Source organism: Brevundimonas vesicularis NBRC 12165, assembly GCF_001592205.1.
GTDB classification, from domain to species: Bacteria; Pseudomonadota; Alphaproteobacteria; order Caulobacterales; family Caulobacteraceae; genus Brevundimonas; species Brevundimonas vesicularis.
Window position 1 is genome coordinate 81,124 of the sequence record NZ_BCWM01000009.1, and the last position, 19,475, is coordinate 100,598.

Sequence of the window (19,475 nt, forward strand, 5' to 3'; positions counted from 1 at the left end):
GAGTTTCGCTAGGCCGCCTTGGCCGGCGCGACGGCCAGGACCGGCATATCCAGCGTGCGGCTGACCGAGGCCGGGGTCGTGAAGCCGCGACGCGTGAACACGCGCAACAACCCGACGCACAGGGCGGTGAAACCCGCGAACAGAAAGACCGCCGCCAGCAGTGGGATTTTCAGGCTCTTGCCCGTCGCCGGCGGCTGGGCGCGTTCGATGACGGTGACGTTGTCGGCGCCGGCGGCGACCAGGGCGTTGTCGGCGCGGCTCTGGGTCTCGCGCTGCTGGAACTCTCGGATGGAGGCGCTCAGCACCTCGCGATTGCCGGCCAGGGTCGTGTTCTCGGATTCCAGCGCGGTCAACCGCGCCTGCCGCGAACGGATGTCGGCCAGTTGCCGATCCAGGACCGCTAGACGCGCCGCCAGCGAGTCGCGCTCAGCCCGGGTGTTGATCCGCGTGGTTTCCAGCTCGGTCCAGACAGGGTTCGGCCCGGTGCGGACCTCCTTCGCCCCGACGGCCGTGCCGGTCGCGACATAGGCTTGCAGCTGATTGATCCGCGCCTCGATGTCCTTCACCGGCTGGGCGTCGGGCTGATAGCGCGACAACAGCTGCTCGCGCTCGGTGCGTAGTTGCAGCACCTGGTCCTGGGCCGAGATGTTCAGATCCTGCTGCAACGCCACCTCAGCCGGTGTTCCCGCCTGCTGCGCCACCAGGGTGTTCAGGCGCTGGGCGGTCTGGTTCAGCTGGCTTTGCGTCGACATCCGATCGGTGAAGACCGTCTGATAGGTCGCCGCCAGCGTCGCCTTGGCCGCCGTAAAGTCGCCGATGTCGTTCGACGCCAGGAAGGCCTCATAGGCCCGGTCGGCATTGCCGAGTTCATCCTCGAAGGCGATACGCTGGCTGGCGATGGCCGGCGTCTTGTCCTGGAAGACTTCGCGGCGATAGATCAGATATTGCTCGATGATTGTGTTCAGGACCCGAGCCGCCCGTTCGGGATCGTCGGCCTTGTAGGTCAGGTGGATGACCGCGCTGCCCGGCGCCGTGGCGACGCCCAAGCCGCCGCCGACGGCCTTCAGCGCGGCGGAACGCGCGGCCTGCGGACTGCCCTTGGGCGGCTCGCCCAGGATGGCGGCGGGGCCCAGGGCCTCGACCACCTTCTGGCGCACCGCGCTGGAGCCCAGGATGGCGGCTTCGGAGTTGGCGACCTCGTCACCCTGCGGCGCCTGCCCCCGCTCGGCCGTGCCGACGCGCGGCTGATAGACGTATTCCTGACCCACGCCTGCGAAGACCGAGCCGGTGGCGGTGTAGCTCTTCTTCAGCGTCATGGCGGCGGCGAACCCCAGCCCGAGAATCACCAAGAAGACGACGATCATCAGCAGCAGTTCGCGGAACAACAGGCCGATCACGTCCAGAACGCCGTAGCGCGGCCTTGTGGTGACGTGTGCGGTGGAGCGCATCGGGCGGGCCGTATCCCTTGAAAGGCGTGTAGTCCTCACCCTTCGCCCACCGGCGTTAACCGATGATTACCCATAACCGGCGACGTTGCCTGATATCCCTCGTCGAGGCCGACCGATTCCCATGCTGACCGATCGCCGCCTGTTTCTGCTGACCCTCGGTTCAGCCTCCATCGCCGCCTCGCTGGCGGCCTGCGGCGGCGCCAGCGGCGTTCCCGATCCCCGGCGCGCCGACCGGTCGCCCTACGACGAGCTCACCGGCCTGCCCTTCGCCCCCTGGACGGACCAGGAGCCGGAATATCTGCTGTATCCCGGCGACGAGATCGAGGTGGCGACGCCGACCGCCTCGGAGCTGACGCGCACGCTCAAGGTCGGTCCCGACGGCCGTATCGCCCTGCCCCTGATCGGATCGGTCATGGCGGCGGATCGCACCCTGCCCCAGCTTCAGCAGGTCGTCTCTGCGGCCTATGCGGCCCAGCTGGTGCGCCCTGTTGTCGAGGTCGCCCTACGTCAGGCCGGCCCGATCCGCGTTTGGGTCGACGGCGAGGTGCGCAACCCGGGCGTCTTCGAAATGATCGGCGATCTGGACGCCTATCAGGCGGTAATCCAAGCCGGTGGTTTCGCCGCGACGTCGCGTCAGGACAGCGTGGCCCTGATCCGTCGCGGTCCCGGCGGATCACGCATGATGCGTGTGGTGGACTTGCGTCCGCGTCGCGGCGAGGTCGTGCCCTTGCGGCGTGGCGACATCGTCTTCGTGCCGCGTTCGACGCTGGGCGAACTGGCGGCCTTCTTCACCCAGGTGCGCGCCGCCCTGCCCATCGGCTTCAGCTATTCGATCAACGGATCGAACGGCAACGGCTACGCCCAGTTCTAGATGGTCGTTTAGGCGACCAGCTGAACGACGCCCTGATCAATGTAGCGCCGCGCGGCCTTCTGGGCCTCGGCGATCTCCTCGCGTTCCATCTCCAGGCTCATCTCGCGGCGATAGACGCGCGCCTCGATTGAACCCTTCATGGCCGCCAGGTTGAAGATCATGTGGGCCGACACCCGGTCCATCGGGCAACCGCCCGATCCGGCCGAATACATCATGCCCAGTTTGAACAGGTCGTCGCCGGACATGTCCGGGGTCGGCAGCGGCAAACCGTCGTCGCTGGCCTGCAGGTCGTGCGCCATTTCTTGCGCGTTCATCACCGTATCTCCTGATCGGGCCCCATTCTGGACCCGCCTCTGAGACGCCATCAAATACCGGTGGTTTGAAGTTAAAGTTAACGGCGAAAGGGGCTGCCCGGACTTTTCAGTAAAGCAATAATGAATACTTCCAACGGGATTCAGACCTCGGAAATCTCTGATAAATCTCTTGTTCACGCCTCGCCGACGCGCCCGCGAGCGCTCCGCAAACCTGACGCGATCGTTCAGCGGGCATTCAGGCGCGAAATCCGACCTTGCTCATCATTAACGGGTCGGGTCGGCACATCCGTCGGCGGCCCAGAATGGAGCACGAAGATGAACCGCCTCACCAAGGCCGCCGTCGTCGCCCTCGCCCTGTCGACCACGGCCGTGCCGATGCTCGCCCAGGCCCAGGACCGCGACCGCCGCGAGTATCGTCAGGATCGCCGTGACGACCGACGCGACTTCCGCCAGGAACGCCGTGAAGATCGCCGCGATTGGCGCGACGGTCGCTATGACAGCCGCCAGGACTATCGTCGTGACCGCCGCGACGACCGCCGCGATTACTGGGCGGAACGCCGGGACGACCGTCGCGATTGGCGCAACGACCGCTGGGACCGCAACAACAGCAACTGGTGGCGCGGCCGCTCGGACTTCCGTGGCTACAACGGTCCGCGCTCGGGCTACTGGTATGCGCCCAGCTACGGCTACTACCGGGTCGAGCCGCGCTACAACGGCTATCGCTGGCGCACCGGCGGCTATCTGCCGGCGCAGTATCGCAGCTACTACGTCCGTGACCCCTATGTTTACGGCCTTCGCGAAGCCCCGCGCGGCTATCGTTACGTCCACGCCGGCAACGACATCCTGTTGATCGCTGTGGCCAGCGGTCTGATCGCCAGCGTCCTCTCGGGCGTCTATTAAGCCCCGTCATAACCGGACGATCGAACCCCGCAGGTCTTGCCTGCGGGGTTCTGCTTTTTCCGACAGCCCCTTGATTGCGAACAGTGTTCAGCCTGGGTTCATCGCCACGGATCGATGATCGCCTCAAGCCGCCGGAGACCCGGCGTGCAGGAACCAAAGACCATGAAACGCCTCCTGATGGCTTTCACCGCCATCGCCGCCGTCGCCGGCCCGCTTGCGGTCCCGATGCAAGCCCTCGCCCAGGAACAGGACCAGGCTCAGCAGGAACGGCCGCAGCGCGAAGGGCGCGCGCGCGGCATGAACCGGCCCGAGCGCCCGCAGATGGGTCGTGAAGACGGACCGCGCGAACCTCGCCCCGAACGTCCCAGCCGCCCCGCAAACGATACGCCTCGTCCCGAGCGCCCGTCGGGTGGCGAACGTCCCAATGCTGGCGGCCAACGTCCGGATCGTCCCGAAGGCGGATGGTCTCGGCCTGACCGCCCCAACACGGCCGGCCAGCGTCCCGACCGACCGGAAGGCGGCTGGAACCGCCCTGATCGCCCGAACACCGGCAGCCAGCGTCCGGATCGTCCCGAAGGCGGCTGGAACCGGCCCGATGGTCCGAACACAGGCGGCCAGCGTCCCGACCGCCCCGAAGGCGGTTGGAACCGGCCCGATCGTCCGAACACCGGCGGCCAGCGTCCCGACCGGCCCGAAGGCGGCTGGAACCGACCTGATCGTCCGAACACTGGCGGCCAGCGTCCCGACCGCCCCGAAGGCGGCTGGAACCGACCCGATCGGCCCGACCGCCCAAATGCTGGCGGTCAACGCCCCGACCGTCCCGGAAACGGCTGGAACCGTCCCAACCGTCCGGGCTCGGGCTGGAACAACGGTCGTGACCGCGACCGTCAGCACCGCGAGTTCCGCCAGCGCTTCAACGGCGATCAATGGCGGCGGGATTTCTATCGCAACCACCGCTCGGACTGGTGGCGCAATGATCGGCGCTTCAGGGGTTACAACGGCGTGCGCGTCGGCTTCTACTTCGCGCCGGGCTGGGGCTACTACAGCGTGCCGCGCTCCTACTGGGGTCGGTCGTGGTCGGTCGGCCAGTATCTGCCGGATGCCTTCTGGCGCTATCAGTTGAACGACTGGCGCACCTACGGCCTGGGCTATCCGCCCGAGGGCACGCGCTGGGTTTCCGTCGACAACACCCTGTACCTGATCGACGAATACGACGGCTATATTATCGACGTCATTCGTGACGCCTGGCGCTGGTAGCGGCCTGACGTTTTTGAACTTTCGCCCGACGGTCCCGCGCCGTCGGGCTTTTTTATTACTCCGCTTCGCTGAAGGACTACGAACCGTGACCCTCGCGCGACCTTGGCCTGATGCGACATCTTTTCAGGCATCACTCGATCGCCAGGTATTCGAAGCCCTCAGCTGCGCCACAAACGCCGCTTAGCCGAGATCAGCTTCAGCAATCAGCGCTTGAAACGACTTGAGACCCGCCGGACGAAAATCGGCCGCGATGCGCTCCGACGCTGGTCTTCGTCGCCATTCACGATGACGTCCGGAAGTGTTTCCGGATGGCGTTTCAACCGAAGGACATGTCCCGATGAAGATCGCACTGACCGCCTTGGCCGCCTCAATGCTGCTGGCCGGCGCCGCAACCGCCCAGCAAGCGCCCAGCGCGCCGCCTCCGCCGCCCCCGCCTGTCGATCATCAGACTCCGCACCACCCGGCCCCGCCGCCGGTCGATCCCGCCGTGCCTGCGCCCCCGGCGCCGCCTCCTGTCGATGAGTCTGCGCCGCCCCCGCCGCCTGCCCCGCCCGCTCCGCCAGCGCCGACCGACCCGGACGCCCCCGTCCCGCCTGCGCCTCCGGCTCCCCCTGCACCGCCGGCGCCGTCAGCCTAAACACAGAATTGAAAAGGCCCTGCGGAGCGATCCGCAGGGCCTTTGCTTTTCGTCCGACGCCTCGCCTTACAGGCCCAGCTTGGCCTTCAGGATGTCGTTGACCGCCGCCGGATTGGCCTTGCCGCCCGTGGCCTTCATGACCTGACCCACGAACCAGCCGATGGCCTGGGGCTTTTCAGCCACGGCCGCCGCCTTGTCCGGGTTCGCGGCGATGATTTCGTCCACGGCCTTTTCGATGGCGCCGGTGTCCGTGACCTGTTTCAGGCCGTGCTTCTCGACCACCTCGGCTGGCGAGCCTTCGCCGTTCCAGACGTGATCGAAAACCTCTTTGGCGATCTTGGACGAAATGACATTCGTCTCGATCAACTCCACCAGCTGCGCGACGTGCGCTGCCGGCAGCGTATTCTCGCTGAAGTCCTTGCCCTCGGCCGCCAGGCGCGCCGAAACCTCGTTGGTGACCCAGTTGGAGACCAGTTTGGCGTCCCGACCCTTGGCTGCGGCTTCGAAGTAGTCGGCCTTCGCCTGTTCCGAGATCAGCACGATGGCGTCGTATTGCGACAGGCCATAGTCGGCCATCAGACGCTTGCGCTTGTCGTCCGGCAGCTCGGGCAGTGACGCCTTGATCTCGGCGATCCAGGCCTCTTCCAGGTCCAGCGGCAGCAGGTCGGGATCGGGGAAGTAGCGATAGTCCTGCGCCTCCTCCTTGGACCGCATCGAGCGCGTCTCGCCGGCTGTCGGGTCGTACAGGCGCGTCTCCTGGGTGATCGAACCGCCGTCCTCCAGAATTTCGATCTGGCGGCGCGCCTCATACTGGATCGCCTGAGAAATGAAGCGGAAGCTGTTGACGTTCTTGATCTCGCAGCGCGTCCCCAGATAGCTGAAGTCGCCCGTCTCTTTGAACTTGTCGTAGTTTCCGGCCCGGCAAACCGACACGTTCACATCGGCCCGCAGATTGCCCTTCTCCATGTCGCCGTCGCAGGTGCCCAGATAGATCAGGATGGTCCGGATCTTCTTCACATAGGCCACCGCCTCGTCCGGCGTGCGCAGGTCGGGACGCGAGACGATCTCCATCAGCGCCGTGCCGGCTCGGTTCAGGTCGACGTAGCTTTCGGTCGGCGACAGGTCGTGGATCAGCTTGCCCGCATCCTGCTCCAGGTGCAGCCGCTCGATGCCGACGTTGAAGAAGCTGCCGTCCTCGGCCTCCACCTCGACCACGCCTTCCCCCACGATGGGATAATAGAGCTGGCTGATCTGATAGCCGGTCGGCAGGTCGGGATAGAAGTAGTTCTTGCGGTCGAACTGGCTGCGGCGGTTGATCTGCGCGCGCAGGCCCAGACCCGTCTTCACCGCCTGTTCGACGCAGTGTTTGTTCAGCGTCGGCAGCATGCCGGGAAAGCCCGCATCGACCAGCGACACCTGCTCGTTCGGTCCCGCGCCGAAGCCGACGGCCGCGCCCGAAAACAGCTTGGCCTTCGACGCCACCTGGGCGTGGATTTCCAGGCCCATGACGATTTCCCAATCGCCGGTGCGGCCTTTGATGGTTTTGGCGGACGCGTTCGTGGTGTCGGTCATTGTAATACTTAAGCTCCATCAGCCGGAAAGTTCATCTGAGACGCCGCGCCCGCGCGGCGGAAGAAGAGGTTCTGCCTCTCGAACAAAGTTGCAACACTCGCTCCACAGCTTATTCGCGATTTCGGACAGCGGAATGATTCTGCCTTCGGCGATTATCGACACGCGATGGGCGTCGTCCGCATGGAACTCTCTGATGAGTTTTAGCGGAGCATCAAGGGACGATTGCGTCAGCTTCAAGTGTTTAAAACTATTGGCGACATCTCGACAGATGCGTCATTCTAATGTCCCTTCAAAACGCGCCTTCCAGAGGGCAAATGCTTCTGGCGTGTATGCTTCCAGCCAGTCTCTTAGCGAGAAAAAACACAGGAAAAAGAACAGATAGGCATCGAGCGTATCGTAAGATTTTTCTTCCGGTTTGTACGTCGCTTTCAGCTTCACCCGCTGTCGACTTGTTCTCGTCAACTGTGACCAGAAACCCAAAGTAGAATGAAGGCTCGGGGTTTCAGGAAACCTCGGATGGTCGTCCGTCACCTCACCACCACTTGCCCGGCTTGGCCGTGAAGCCCGCCGCCCGTTCCAGCGCGGCGCCGACCTGGAAGACCGTCGCCTCGTCCAGCGCCTTGCCGATGACCTGCAGACCCAGCGGCAGACCGCCGGCGTCCACGCCCGCCGGCACCGAAATGCCCGGTAGGCCGGCCAGGTTGGTCGTCACCGTGAAGACGTCGTTCAGATACATGGTCAGCGGGTCGATCTGCTTGTCGCCCAGCGCGAACGCAGCCGACGGCGTCGACGGCGTCAGGATGGCGTCCACCTGGCCCCAGACGTTGTCGAAGTCCTCGGCGATGCGGCGACGCACCTTCAGCGCCTTGACGTAGTAGGCGTCGTAGAAGCCGGCCGACAGCACATAGGCGCCGATGGTCAGGCGACGCTGGACTTCCTTTCCGAAGCCCTCGGCGCGCGAGGTCGCGTACAGGTCGTCCAGCGACTTGAAGTCCTCCGCCCGATGCCCGAACCGCATCCCGTCGTAGCGAGCCAGGTTCGACGAGGCCTCGGCAGGCGCCACGATATAGTAGGTCGGCAGGGCGTATTTGGTGTGCGGCAGGCTGATCTCGACGATCTCACAGCCGGCGTCCTTCAGCCAGGCCACGCCTTGATCCCACAGGGCCTGGATCTCGGCCGGCATTCCGTCCACGACATATTCGCGCGGCACGCCGATGCGCAGACCCTTGACCGACTTGCCGACCGACTGGGTCCAGTCGGGCGTGGCGATGTCCAGACTGGTCGAATCCTTGGCGTCGAACGAGCACATGGATTGCAGCAGCAGGGCCGCGTCCTCGACCGTCTTGGTGATCGGCCCGGCCTGGTCCAGCGACGAGGCAAAGGCCACCATGCCGAAGCGGCTGGCGCGGCCATAGGTGGGCTTGATCCCGACCGTGCCGGTGAAGGCGGCGGGCTGGCGGATCGAACCGCCGGTGTCCGATGCGGTGGCGGCCAGGCACAGGTCGGCCGCCACGGCCGAGGCGGAACCGCCTGACGATCCGCCCGGCGTCAGATCTGCGTTGGAGCCGGTCGACTTCCACGGGTTCTTCACCGGGCCAAAGGCCGAGGTCTCGTTGGACGAGCCCATGGCGAACTCGTCCATGTTCAGCTTGCCCAGCATGACCGCCCCATCGCGCCAGAGATTGGCGGTCACGGTCGATTCATAGGGCGGCACGAAGCCGCGCAGCATGTTGGACCCGGCCGTGGTCTGCACGCCCTCGGTGCAGAACAGGTCCTTGATCCCCAGCGGCGCGCCTTCCAGCGCCCCGCCCTGGCCGGAGGCGATGCGGGCGTCGGACGCGCGGGCCATGTCCATGGCCTTGTCCGCCGTCACCTCGACATAGGCGTTCAGCGTGGGGTTCGCGGCTTCGATATTGGTCAGGAAGGCTTGGGTGATTTCGGCCGAGGTGAAGTCCTTGGCCTTCAGCCCATCGACGGCGCCCTTCAGGGTCAGTTTGGTCAGGTCGCTCATGACTATTCGACCACCTTGGGCACGACGAAGAAGCCGTCCGCCGACTTGGGCGCATTCGACAGCACCGCATCGACCTTGGCGCCGTCGGTGACGACGTCGTCGCGCAGGCGCAGCGGCTGGGCGACGTTCGAGGTCATCGGCTCCACGCCTTCGACATCCACCTGATCCAACTGCTCGATCCAGGCCAGGATGCCGTTCAGCTCCTTCGCCAGCGGCTCCAGTCGGTCCTCGGGGGTCTTGATGCGGGCGAGATGCGCAACCTTGCGCACCGTCGCAGCGTCGATGGCCATGCGGCCCTCCAACACACAAAATGAAAACGAAGCGGTCGGATTAGCCGCCCGCACTGGGATTCACAAGGATCAGCCGCCCCTCGTCAGGCTTGATCTCACTGCGACGTGCTGACGGACACCGCGTCCGGCGGCGTCTCGCCGCTTGAGGGGAAGTCGATCTGCACCGTGCGCTCCACCTTCAGGATGTCGCCGTTCGCCCCCGCCGTATCCTGACGCACCGCCAGGACCACGCGCCCAGCCCTCGCCTCGACGACCTTCCATTCGGCGTAGTCGCCCAAAGGATAGGCGCGCCAGCCCTCGGCCGGGCCGCCGAACAGGGCGAAATAGGTCACCAGACCATTCACCGCCGGGTCGCCTCCCGACAGACTGAAGACCTTGGCGTTCTGGTCCGGCAGGGCCTGCAACTGCGACACGTCGGCCGCCGTGCCGATCTCTTCGCGTGCAGCAGCCGCGCGCCGTTCGGCAGGCCCCACCGACTTGGTGATCGGTGGCGTGGCCGCACGCGTGATCGCGCTCGGCGTCGGCGCGGCTGCCGCGGTCTGAGTATCCTGCGCGGTCTGGCTCTTCTCCGGCGCATCGGACTGTCCGCACCCACTCAGCACAAGCCCAAAAGCCGTCATCGCCGCTGTCGCCGTGCGCATGTCATCGTCCTTCCTGTCGATCGTCGTCACCATCGCCTTTGACTTCGGCCCGCGCCAGTCCTAACCGCAGGCCGTGCCCGTCCTCGACCTCCTCGATCTGCCCGCCGCTTGCCCGCCCGACACGCCGTGGATGGGGTTGGATCTGGGTGAGAAGACCATCGGCGTCGCCGTGTCAGATTCCACGCGGCTGATCGCCTCGCCGCTGGAGCTGATCCGCAAGTCCAAGTTCACGCAGGAAGCCGAACACCTGTTCAAGCTGATGGCGCATCGCAAGGTTTCGGCCCTGGTCATCGGCCTGCCCGCCAATATGGACGGCACTGAAGGCCCGCGCGCCCAGTCGTGCCGCGCCTTCGCCCGCAATCTGCAGCGGCTGCGGCCCGTCAACATCGCCTTCTGGGACGAGCGGCTGTCCACCAGCGCCGTCGAGCGCTTCCTGATTGAGGATCTGGACCTGAACCGCAAACGCCGCGCCCAGGTCGTGGACCGCACCGCCGCCGCCTGGATTTTGCAAGGGGCGCTGGACCGGGTTCGGGATCAGGCGACCTGGGTTTGACGGCCCTGATCGCCGGCGTCCTGCCGGTCTTTCTGATGATCGCCCTGGGCTACGGCTTGCGAAAGTCCGGCTTCCTGCCTGACGAGGCCTGGCGGCCGATCGAGAAGCTGTCGATCAATATCTTCTATCCCAGCTTCCTGATCCCCGCGATCTGGCACGCCGACCTCGCCGGCGGCGGCGCGACCGTGGCGGGTGCTGCGGCGGTGGGCGCGACCCTGATCGTGGCGGCCGCGACCCTGGCGTCCAAGCCCCTGATTACCCTGGACGGCCCGGCTTACACCAGCGTCTTTCAGGGCGTGATCCGTTGGAACAGCTTCGTCTTCGTGCCGGTGATCCAGTCGGTCTATGGTTCGGAAGGCACGGCGCTGGCCGCGGTCGCCATCGCCTTCATCATTCCCGTCACCAACATCGCCTGCGTCGCCGTGCTGGCGAAATGGGGTTCGCTGCGGCGCGAGCCGTCGGTCGTCGGCCTGATCAAGTCGATGCTGGCCAATCCGATCCTGCTGGCCTGCCTACTCGGCCTGGCGCTTAACCTGTTGCGCGTGCCGCTGATCCCTGGCCTGTCGGATGCGATGGACCTGCTGGGCGCCGCCGCCCTGCCCTTGGGCCTGATCGTCGCCGGGGCGGGTCTGTCCTTCGCCGAGGTCAAACGCCGCCGCACCACCATCGCCGCTGTCAGCCTGGTCAAGCTGGGCGTCATGCCGCCGCTTATGTGGTTCATCGCCTGGGCCCTGGGCGGCGACAGCCTGGCGCAGGGCATCGCCTTGATCTGCGGCGCCGCGCCCGGCTCGGCCGCCTCCTACATCTTGGCGCGTCAAATGGGCGGCGACGCGCCCCTGATCGCCGGCGTCATCGCCCTGACCACCGTGGGCAGCGCCGTGGTCATCCCTATCCTGCTGGCCCTGTTCCACTTCACCTGACTGGCGTTCAGGGCGAGTCACGCCTATAGCCGCGTCTCGATGACCCAGCCCGCTCAAGTCACCGATCAGACCATCCGCGACCGGCTGGTTCCGTTCCCCAAACCGCACTTCCTGGCCGCATCGGACCTCGATCCGTATGTGACGCCGCAGTTGCTGGACCTGGGCGACGCCTTCGTCGATTTCAATCGTCAGTCGTCCAAGGCCCTGGACCTGCTGCACGGGCGCACGGTCGTGAACCTGTTCTTCGAGAACTCGACCCGAACCTCCTCCTCTTTCGAGATCGCCGCCAAGCGGCTGGGCGCCGACGTCGTCACCATGCCGGTCGCCGCCTCCTCGGTGAAGAAGGGCGAGACCCTGATCGACACGGCGGTCACCCTTAACGCCATGAAGCCCGACATCCTGGTGATCCGCCACTCGGCCTCGGGCGCGGCCGAACTGCTGAGCCAGAAGGTCGGCTGCGCCGTCGTCAACGCCGGGGACGGCCGCCACGAACACCCGACCCAGGCCTTGCTGGATTTGCTGTCCATGCGCCGCGCATTCGGCGATGTGACCAGCCTGACCGTCGCCATCTGTGGCGACATCACTCACAGCCGCGTGGCGCGCTCCAACGTCGCCCTGTTGCAGATGATGGGGGCGCGCGTCCGCCTGATCGGACCGCCAACCCTTGTGCCCGGCGACGCCGACCGCTGGGGCTGTGAGGTCTTCCATGACATGCGCGAGGGCCTGAAAGGCTGCGACGTGGTCATGATGCTGCGGCTTCAGCTGGAGCGGATGGCCGGCGCCCTGGTCCCCTCGACGCGCGAATATTTCCGCTTCTGGGGCCTGGATCGCGAGAAGCTGGCCTGGGCCAATCCCGGCGCCCGGGTCATGCATCCTGGGCCCATGAACCGCGGCGTCGAGATCGATTCCGACGTGGCCGACGACCTGGACGTCTCGCTGATCCAGGATCAGGTCGAGATGGGCGTCGCCGCCCGTATGGCCGTGTTGGCCTCCCTCTCCGCCCGTTGGGGAGACGCTCGATGACCACCATCGCCATCATCAACGCCCGTCTGCTTGACCCCGGTACGGACTACGACGGCCCCGGCGGCCTGCTGATCCAAGACGGTCGCATCAGCCGCGTGATCCACGGCCCGACGCCGGACCTGGCGGCGGATCAGATCATCGACGCCGACGGGCTGTGCCTCGCGCCCGGCCTGATCGACATTCGTGTCAAGACCGGCGAACCCGGCGCCGAGCCCAAGGAGACGCTGAAGTCCGCCAGCCTGGCCGCCGCCGCTGGGGGCGTGACCACCATCGTGGTCCAACCCGACACCGATCCCGCCGTCGACGACCCGGCCATGATCGACTTCATCCAGCGGCGCGGCGCGGCCCTGAACCTCGTCAACGTCCGCGCCGCCGGCGCCGCGACCAAGGCTCTGGACGGCCAGCGCATGGCCGAGATCGGCCTGATGGACGAGGCCGGCGCCCTTTATTTCACCGACGGCGACAAGGTCATCGTCAACAGCCGGACCCTGCAACGGGTGATGAGCTACGCCGCCGCCTTCAACGCCCTGATCGCGTGCCGCCCGGCCGACCCCTGGCTGACGGAAGGCGCGGTCGCCGCCTCCGGCGAACTGGCCACGCGCCTGGGCCTGTCCGGCAGCCCCGCCATCGCCGAGCGGATCGGGCTGGAGCGCGACCTGGCCCTGGTCGAACAGACCGGCGCGCGGTTCCTGGTGGATCAGATTTCGACCGAGGGCGCCTTGGACACCCTGGCCCGCGCCCGCGCCAAGGGGCTGGAGGTCGCCGTCAGCGTCTCGATCAACCACCTGTGCTTCAACGAGGTGGACATCGGCGATTACCGCACCTTCTACCTGCTGGACCCGCCGCTGCGCTCGGAGGCCGACCGCCAGGCCCTGATCGAAGCCGTGCGCGAAGGCCTGATCGACGTCATCACCTCCGCACACGCCCCCGCCCCAGCCGAGGACAAGCGCCGGCCCTTCGCCGAGGCCGCGCCCGGCGCCATCGGCTTGGAGACCCTGCTGCCCGCCGCCCTGACCCTGCATCACGAAGACGGTCTGGACCTGCTCGACGTCCTGCGTCCCTTGACCCAAGGCCCCGCCGCCCTGCTCGGCCTCGACGCGGGCGTCCTGGCCGAGGGCGCGCCGGCCGACGTCATCCTGTTCGACGCCGGGGCCCCCGTCATCATCGACGCCGACGCCCTTCACTCCAAATCCAAGAACTCACCCTTCGACGGCCGCCGGCTTCAGGGCAAGCTGATCGGAACCTGGGTGGGCGGTCGCAAGGTCTTCTAAGGCACAGATCAGCGCGGCCGCGCGCACGTCGCGGCCTTGGCCACCTCGGCGCCCAGCACCGATTTGACGGCCAGCGGCGTATCGGTGGCGATCACGGTGACGCCCTGGCGCACCAGATCGCGGTATTCCGATACGTCCCCGTCGGCGGCGTAGCGGTCGTCACGGCGCACGCCCTCGGCGCCCAGTGTGCCGAACTGAACCTCGACGCCGGCCTCGCGCAGGGCGCGCCAAAGCGCAGGACGCTCCTCGCGCGTGCCGGTCCAGGCCAGGATCTGCGCCGGGTTCAGCCCGCTCAGATCCTCCACACCGCTTAGCCCGGCTGAGATCATCATCTCCGGCGCCATGGCCGCCACCGCCCGCGCATCGGCGTCATTATAGGTGATCAGGATCACCCGGTTTCCGGCCCGTGACCGTCGCACCTGATCGATCACCGCCCGCGCCAGATCGACGGTGGTCTCGCCGTCGGCGGGCTTCAGGTCGATGCTGGCGATGGCCCCCACGCGTCCGGCGGCGTCCAGCGCCTCGCCCAGCGTCGGCGGCGCGGCGCGCGTCAGGGCGCCGTCCGACGCCTTCAGCCGCGCCTGTTTCACCTGGGCCAGCGTCAGGTCCGCGACCCGCCCGCGCCCCGTGGTCGTCCGGTCCATGGTGTCGTCGTGCATCAGAACCAATTGCCGGTCCTTGGTCAGGACGGCGTCCAGTTCCAGGATCGCATTGGGGATCGCTCGGCCTGTCGCCTCGATGGCGGCGATGGAATTCTCGGGCTGGTCCAGCGCTGAAACCGCCCGGTGCGCCGAGATCGCCACGCCGCCGTCCCGCACGCAGTCGAAATAGGACGCCATCGCCGGCCCCGATGACGGCGCAGGCGCCATCGGCGGCGCACCCACGCAACCTGTCGTCGAAAGCAGCAGCAGGGTCGCAGCGGCGGCGGAAATACGGGTCATGGATCGGCTCCGGAAAGACGCGCGGACCAAACGCTGCGCCGATCATCGGGTCAAGAGGTCGGATCGCCCTTGCTCCCGGCCGCCCCGCGACGCATTTTGCCGCAACGACACGCGGGGAGCGAATCAACGTGCAGGATCTAGTGGCCCCGGCTCTCGGGACCTTGGCGCTGGTGGCGCTGGGCGGCTATCTGCTCGGCTCGATTCCGTTCGGCGTGGTGATCACGCGTGCAGCCGGCGCCGGCGACGTGCGCAACATCGGCTCGGGCAATATCGGCGCGACAAACGTCCTGCGCACCGGCCGCAAGGATTTGGCCCTGGCCACCCTGCTGCTGGACGCCGGCAAGGGCGCGGTCGCCCTGCTGATCGCCCGTCATCTGTTCAGCAGCGAACTGGCCGGCGCCATCGCCGGCGGCGCGGCCTTCCTGGGCCACCTGTTTCCCGTCTGGCTGGGCTTCAAGGGCGGCAAGGGCGTCGCCACCTTCTACGGCCTGCTGCTGGCCGCCGCCTGGCCGCTGGGCCTGATGGCGGGCGCGGTCTGGCTGCTCTGCGCCTTCCTGTTCCGCTATTCGTCGCTGGCGGCGCTCATCTCATCAGCGACCGCGCCTCTGCTGGCGCTTCTGCCGCTCGCCGTCGTCGGCCTGCCGGTCAGCCTTCCCATCCTCGCCCTGACCGTCTTCGCCGCCGTTCTGATCTGGGTTCGACATCACCAGAACATCGCCCGGCTGCTGAAGGGCGAGGAACCGCGCATCGGGGCCAAGAAGGCGTGAGCCTGGACCCGGCCGAACGCTTCGCCCGGCTGCGGCTCGCCCGCACCGACCGCATCGGCCCCGTCGCCTTCGCTCAACTGATCGGCCGCTACGGCTCGGCCCTCAGTGCGCTGGACGCCCTGCCCGATCTGGTGCGCAAATCCGGCTCCGCCTCCGTTCCGCCCCCCGTAGAGACGGTCGAACGCGAGATCGCCGCCGGCGAGGCCATCGGCGCCCGCCTGCTGGTGCTGGGCGATCCCGACTATCCCGAGATGCTGGCCGCGCTCGATCCGCCGCCGCCGATCCTGTGGACGCGCGGCCGCGTCGATCTGCTGAACCAGCCCTCGGTCGCCGTCGTCGGCGCCCGCATCGCCTCGGCGGGCGGTCAGCGGATCGCACGCGGTTTGGCGCAGCAACTCGGTCAGGCCGGTCATGTCGTCGTCTCGGGCATGGCGCGCGGTATCGACGCCGCCGCCCACGAAGGCGCCCTGGCGACCGGGACTGTCGCGGTCCTGGGCGGTGGAGTGAACGACATCTATCCGTCAGAACACGCCGACCTCTACGCCCGCCTGACCGAACAAGGCTGCGTCGTGTCCGAAAGCCCGGTCGGCGCTCGCGCCCAGGCGCGCGACTTCCCACGCCGCAACCGCATCATCTCGGGCCTGTCGCGCGGCGTCGTGGTGGTGGAGGCCGAGGTCCGGTCCGGTTCCCTGATCACCGCCCGTCTCGCCGCCGAACAGGGCCGCGATGTGTTCGCCGTACCCGGATCGCCTCTGGATCCCCGCGCGCGCGGGCCGAACGAACTGCTGCGTCAGGGAGCCATCCTGTGCGAGGGGATCGAGGATATTGACCGCGCCTTCAACACCCTGCGAACCCTGCGCGAGCCGCCTGCCGATCCGATGCGATTCGACGGCGATATCGACGACGCCTTCCTCGACCGCGTGGCCGCACTGCTGTCGCCGACCCCGACGCCGCGCGACGAGATCGCCCGCGCCCTGAATGCCCCGGTGTCCCAGGTAGCCGCCGCTCTGCTGGAGCTTAGCCTGACCGGCCGCGCCGACCTCCTGCCCGGCGGCTTGGCTTCGCTCTAGGCTGGCGGATGTCCTGCAACGCTCGCCGCCTGTTCCAGCAAGCCGGCCAGGCGCACGTCGCCCTCGTCTCGCGCCAGCCGCGCCATTTCCAGCGCCATGGCGCCGATATATTCCCGCGTCGGAAAGGCCGCCGCTTCGATATGCGCCTGGCGATCCGTTTCGCAGGCCGATTGAGGTTGCGCCGTCGCCATGATCGTCTCCGTTGCCAGGACCACAATCTAACCGGGCCACACTAAAACACAACTACCCTAGGGTGTAAGACGACAGGTGCGATTGACTCACGGCTCCGCTCCAACCACGTTCGCGCCCCTTCCCGAGACCGGACCGTTATGAACCTCGTCATCGTCGAGAGCCCCGCAAAGGCCAAGACCATCAATAAGTATCTGGGCTCGGACTATGAGGTCCTGGCCTCGTACGGCCACGTCCGCGATCTGCCGTCCAAGGATGGCTCGGTCCTGCCCGACGACGACTTCTCCATGCATTGGGAGGCCGACGCCAAGGGCGCCAAACGCCTGTCCGAAATCGCCGAGGCCGCCAAGCGCGCCGACCGCGTCATCCTGGCGACCGACCCCGACCGCGAAGGGGAAGCCATCAGCTGGCACGTGCTGGAAGTGCTGAACAAGAAGAAGGCGCTGAAGGACACCCACGTCGAACGCGTCACCTTCAACGCCATCACCAAGTCCGCCGTGCTCGAGGCCATGGCCAATCCGCGTCAGATCGACATGGAGCTGGTCGAGGCCTATCTGGCCCGCCGCGCGCTGGACTACCTCGTTGGCTTCACCCTCTCGCCGGTCCTGTGGCGCAAGCTGCCGGGCGCGCGTTCGGCCGGCCGGGTCCAATCCGTGGCGCTGCGCATCGTCGTCGATCGCGAGATGGAGATCGAGAAGTTCAAGGCTCAGGAATACTGGTCCATCGAGGCCGACCTGAACGCCGACAGCCCGCCCTTTACCGCGCGCCTGGTCAAGCACGCCGGCAAGCGCATCCAGCGTCTGGACATCAAGGACGAGGCCACGGCTTCCGCCGCCCGCGCGGCCATCGCCGCCGGCGACTTCACCATCAATGCGGTCGAGAAGAAGCCCGTCCGCCGCAATCCGGCCCCGCCCTTCACCACCTCGACCCTGCAACAGGAGGCGGCGCGCAAGCTCGGCTTCTCGGCCCAACGCACCATGCAGGCGGCGCAGAAATTGTATGAGGGAGTCGACGAGACCGGCGGCCTGATCACCTATATGCGGACCGACGGTGTCCAGACCACGCCCGAGGGCATCGCCCAGGCGCGCGAGGTCATCAGCCAGGCGTTCGGCCCGGCCTTCGTCCCGCAAGAAGCGCGCTATTACAAGACCAAGGCCAAGAATGCTCAGGAAGCGCACGAAGCCATCCGGCCGACCAACATCGCCCGCCATCCCGATAGTCTGCGCCTCGAATCCGATCTTCAGCGCCTGTATGAACTGATCTGGAAGCGGATGGTCGCCTCGCAGATGGAGGCGGCCCGGATGGACCGCACCACCGTCGACATTGAGACCGCCGACGGCCAGACGGGTCTGCGCGCCACCGGCCAGGTCGTCACCTTCGACGGCTTCCTCGCCGTCTATGAGGAAGGCCGCGACGAAAAGCAGAAGGGCGCCGAAGACGACGAGAGCGACGACACCAGCCGCCTTCCCGCCCTCAAGGAAGGCGCCAAGGCCAAGGTCGACGCCATCCGCACCGATCAGCATTTCACCGAACCGCCTCCGCGCTATTCGGAAGCCACCCTGGTCAAGAAGCTGGAAGAGCTGGGCATCGGCCGCCCCTCGACCTACGCCTCGACCCTGTCGACCCTGCGCGACCGCGAATACGTCCGCGTCGACAAGAACCGCTTCTATCCCGAGGATAAGGGACGGCTGGTCACGGCCTTCCTGGAGCAGTTCTTCAGGAAGTGGGTCGAGTACGACTTCACCGCCGCGCTGGAGACCCAGCTCGATGAGGTCTCGGCCGGCCAGCTGGACTGGAAGGTGCTGCTGCGTAACTTCTGGCAGGACTTCCACGCCGCGACGCAAGCCGCCGGCGAGCTGCGCACCACGGCGATCCTGGACGCCCTTAACGAAAGCCTCGGCGCCCACATCTTCCCGGACAAGGGGGATGGGACCGATCCGCGCGAGTGCCCCCTGTGCCACCAGGGCCAGCTCAGCCTGAAGACCAGCCGTTTCGGCGCCTTCATCGGCTGCGACCGCTATCCCGAGTGCAAATACACCCGCCCCGTCGCCAGCCCGTCGGCTGAGGACGGCTCGGCCGAGAGCGGCGACCGCGAACTGGGCGTCGATCCGGAAACGGGCCAGCCGGTCCAGCTGAAGATCGGCCGTTTTGGCCCCTACGTCGAAATCACGCCGCCCGAGGGCGACAAGCCCAAACGCTCGTCCCTGCCCAAGGGCTGGTCACCGGCCTCCCTGACGCTGGACCAGGCGCTGCGCCTGCTGGCCCTGCCGCGCGAGGTCGGGGTCCACCCCGAGGACGGCAAGATGATCACGGCGGGCCTGGGTCGTTACGGACCCTTCGTCCTGCACGCCGGCACCTACGCCAATGTCTCGGACATCGACGAGGTGTTCGAGGTCGGCCTGAACCGCGCCGTGGCCCTGCTGGCCGAGAAGCGCGCCGGTCGTCCCGGTCGTGGCGCCGCCACGGCCCCGCTCAAGGACCTGGGGGCCCACCCGGAAACGGGCGAGCCGATCCACGTTATGGCCGGTCGCTTTGGGCCCTACGTCAAGTCCGGCAAGATCAACGCCACCCTGCCGAAGGGCACGGCGCCCGAAGACCTGACCCTGGAAGACGCCCTGCCGCTTCTCGCCGCCAAGGCCGGCGCCGCGCCCAAGAAGAAAGCGCCCGCCAAGAAGGCCGCCGCCCCGAAAAAGGCCGCCGCCAAGAAACCGGCCGCCAAGAAGGCTCCGGCGAAGAAGGCCGCCAAGTCCAAGACCGAAGACTGACGTTCAACGTCTCCTCCCCGTGGCGTAGGGAGGAG

Annotated in this window: 20 protein-coding genes; 11 read left to right on the forward strand and 9 right to left on the reverse strand. The window is 67.0% G+C overall.

Features of this window, described 5'->3' with window-relative positions:
• Nucleotides 1–8: 8 nt before the first annotated feature.
• Entirely contained in the window at nt 9–1,448 is a 1,440-nt protein-coding gene (locus BVE01S_RS08760) for a GumC family protein (protein WP_066626592.1), read from the reverse strand.
• A 121-nt stretch (nt 1,449–1,569) separates the two neighbouring features.
• Between BVE01S_RS08760 and BVE01S_RS08765 the strand changes: the two genes are divergently transcribed.
• Nucleotides 1,570–2,319, forward strand: a complete 750-nt coding sequence (locus BVE01S_RS08765) for a polysaccharide biosynthesis/export family protein (protein WP_066626594.1) — start codon at nt 1,570–1,572, stop codon at nt 2,317–2,319.
• 8 nt (nt 2,320–2,327) lie between these two features.
• On the opposite strand, the gene BVE01S_RS08770 is transcribed toward BVE01S_RS08765, so the two are convergent.
• A complete protein-coding gene (locus tag BVE01S_RS08770) occupies nt 2,328–2,633 on the reverse strand; it encodes a hypothetical protein (protein WP_066626596.1) in 306 nt (101 codons plus the stop codon).
• 315 nt (nt 2,634–2,948) lie between these two features.
• Between BVE01S_RS08770 and BVE01S_RS08775 the strand changes: the two genes are divergently transcribed.
• The 3 genes from BVE01S_RS08775 to BVE01S_RS17120 all read left to right on the forward strand — a co-directional run bounded on the left by BVE01S_RS08775 (nt 2,949) and on the right by BVE01S_RS17120 (nt 5,427).
• Complete coding sequence (locus tag BVE01S_RS08775; protein ID WP_066626598.1) at nt 2,949–3,533, forward strand: RcnB family protein; 585 nt, start codon at nt 2,949–2,951, stop codon at nt 3,531–3,533.
• Nucleotides 3,534–3,695: 162 nt separating this feature from the next.
• Complete coding sequence (locus tag BVE01S_RS17285; RefSeq protein WP_240612105.1) at nt 3,696–4,790, forward strand: RcnB family protein; 1,095 nt, start codon at nt 3,696–3,698, stop codon at nt 4,788–4,790.
• 337 nt (nt 4,791–5,127) lie between these two features.
• The gene (locus BVE01S_RS17120; protein WP_088582160.1) at nt 5,128–5,427 is read left to right on the forward strand and encodes a hypothetical protein; all 300 of its coding nucleotides are present in this window, start codon (nt 5,128–5,130) and stop codon (nt 5,425–5,427) included.
• A 66-nt stretch (nt 5,428–5,493) separates the two neighbouring features.
• Here BVE01S_RS17120 and gatB read toward each other — a convergent pair whose 3' ends face one another.
• The 5 genes from gatB to BVE01S_RS08800 all read right to left on the reverse strand — a co-directional run bounded on the left by gatB (nt 5,494) and on the right by BVE01S_RS08800 (nt 9,941).
• A complete protein-coding gene (gene gatB, locus BVE01S_RS08785) occupies nt 5,494–6,999 on the reverse strand; it encodes an Asp-tRNA(Asn)/Glu-tRNA(Gln) amidotransferase subunit GatB (protein ID WP_066626600.1) in 1,506 nt (501 codons plus the stop codon).
• A 273-nt stretch (nt 7,000–7,272) separates the two neighbouring features.
• Nucleotides 7,273–7,530 (reverse strand): hypothetical protein, encoded by a 258-nt coding sequence (locus tag BVE01S_RS16800; protein WP_157076449.1) that lies wholly within the window; start codon nt 7,528–7,530, stop codon nt 7,273–7,275.
• A 1-nt stretch (nt 7,531) separates the two neighbouring features.
• Entirely contained in the window at nt 7,532–9,010 is a 1,479-nt protein-coding gene (gene gatA / locus BVE01S_RS08790) for an Asp-tRNA(Asn)/Glu-tRNA(Gln) amidotransferase subunit GatA (RefSeq protein WP_066626602.1), read from the reverse strand.
• A gap of 2 nt (nt 9,011–9,012) precedes the next feature.
• Nucleotides 9,013–9,300, reverse strand: a complete 288-nt coding sequence (gene gatC, locus BVE01S_RS08795; RefSeq protein ID WP_066626604.1) for an Asp-tRNA(Asn)/Glu-tRNA(Gln) amidotransferase subunit GatC — start codon at nt 9,298–9,300, stop codon at nt 9,013–9,015.
• 95 nt (nt 9,301–9,395) lie between these two features.
• Nucleotides 9,396–9,941, reverse strand: a complete 546-nt coding sequence (locus BVE01S_RS08800) for a hypothetical protein (protein WP_146111965.1) — start codon at nt 9,939–9,941, stop codon at nt 9,396–9,398.
• A gap of 73 nt (nt 9,942–10,014) precedes the next feature.
• On the opposite strand from BVE01S_RS08800, the gene ruvX reads away from it, so the two are divergent.
• The 4 genes from ruvX to pyrC are packed head-to-tail and all read left to right on the forward strand — an operon-like array spanning nt 10,015 to nt 13,708.
• Nucleotides 10,015–10,494 carry a Holliday junction resolvase RuvX gene (gene ruvX / locus BVE01S_RS08805; RefSeq protein WP_066626608.1) on the forward strand — a complete coding sequence of 160 codons (480 nt, stop codon included), beginning with the start codon at nt 10,015–10,017 and terminating at the stop codon, nt 10,492–10,494.
• Nucleotides 10,491–11,414, forward strand: a complete 924-nt coding sequence (locus BVE01S_RS08810; RefSeq protein WP_066626610.1) for an AEC family transporter — start codon at nt 10,491–10,493, stop codon at nt 11,412–11,414. The genes ruvX and BVE01S_RS08810 overlap by 4 nt, the downstream gene beginning before the upstream one ends.
• A 39-nt stretch (nt 11,415–11,453) precedes the next feature.
• Nucleotides 11,454–12,437 carry an aspartate carbamoyltransferase catalytic subunit gene (locus BVE01S_RS08815; RefSeq protein WP_026108614.1) on the forward strand — a complete coding sequence of 328 codons (984 nt, stop codon included), beginning with the start codon at nt 11,454–11,456 and terminating at the stop codon, nt 12,435–12,437.
• Nucleotides 12,434–13,708, forward strand: a complete 1,275-nt coding sequence (gene pyrC / locus BVE01S_RS08820) for a dihydroorotase (protein ID WP_066626612.1) — start codon at nt 12,434–12,436, stop codon at nt 13,706–13,708. The genes BVE01S_RS08815 and pyrC overlap by 4 nt, the downstream gene beginning before the upstream one ends.
• Before the next feature lie 8 nt (nt 13,709–13,716).
• Here the strand turns inward: pyrC and BVE01S_RS08825 are convergent, their stop codons facing one another.
• Nucleotides 13,717–14,649 carry a glycerophosphodiester phosphodiesterase family protein gene (locus tag BVE01S_RS08825; protein ID WP_066626613.1) on the reverse strand — a complete coding sequence of 311 codons (933 nt, stop codon included), beginning with the start codon at nt 14,647–14,649 and terminating at the stop codon, nt 13,717–13,719.
• Nucleotides 14,650–14,777: 128 nt separating this feature from the next.
• On the opposite strand from BVE01S_RS08825, the gene plsY reads away from it, so the two are divergent.
• Both plsY and dprA read left to right on the forward strand, forming a co-directional pair.
• Nucleotides 14,778–15,416 (forward strand): glycerol-3-phosphate 1-O-acyltransferase PlsY, encoded by a 639-nt coding sequence (gene plsY / locus BVE01S_RS08830; protein WP_066626614.1) that lies wholly within the window; start codon nt 14,778–14,780, stop codon nt 15,414–15,416.
• Nucleotides 15,413–16,486 (forward strand): DNA-processing protein DprA, encoded by a 1,074-nt coding sequence (gene dprA, locus BVE01S_RS08835; RefSeq protein ID WP_066626616.1) that lies wholly within the window; start codon nt 15,413–15,415, stop codon nt 16,484–16,486. Before plsY ends, dprA begins: the two co-directional genes overlap by 4 nt.
• Here dprA and BVE01S_RS08840 read toward each other — a convergent pair.
• Nucleotides 16,483–16,677, reverse strand: coding sequence for a hypothetical protein (locus tag BVE01S_RS08840; protein ID WP_066626618.1), 195 nt, complete (start codon nt 16,675–16,677; stop codon nt 16,483–16,485). The two genes, dprA and BVE01S_RS08840, sit on opposite strands and share 4 nt — an antisense overlap.
• Nucleotides 16,678–16,815: 138 nt before the next feature.
• Here BVE01S_RS08840 and topA point away from each other — a divergent pair, with 138 nt between their 5' ends.
• The gene (gene topA / locus BVE01S_RS08845) at nt 16,816–19,440 is read left to right on the forward strand and encodes a type I DNA topoisomerase (RefSeq protein ID WP_066626620.1); all 2,625 of its coding nucleotides are present in this window, start codon (nt 16,816–16,818) and stop codon (nt 19,438–19,440) included.
• Nucleotides 19,441–19,475 lie beyond the last annotated feature (35 nt).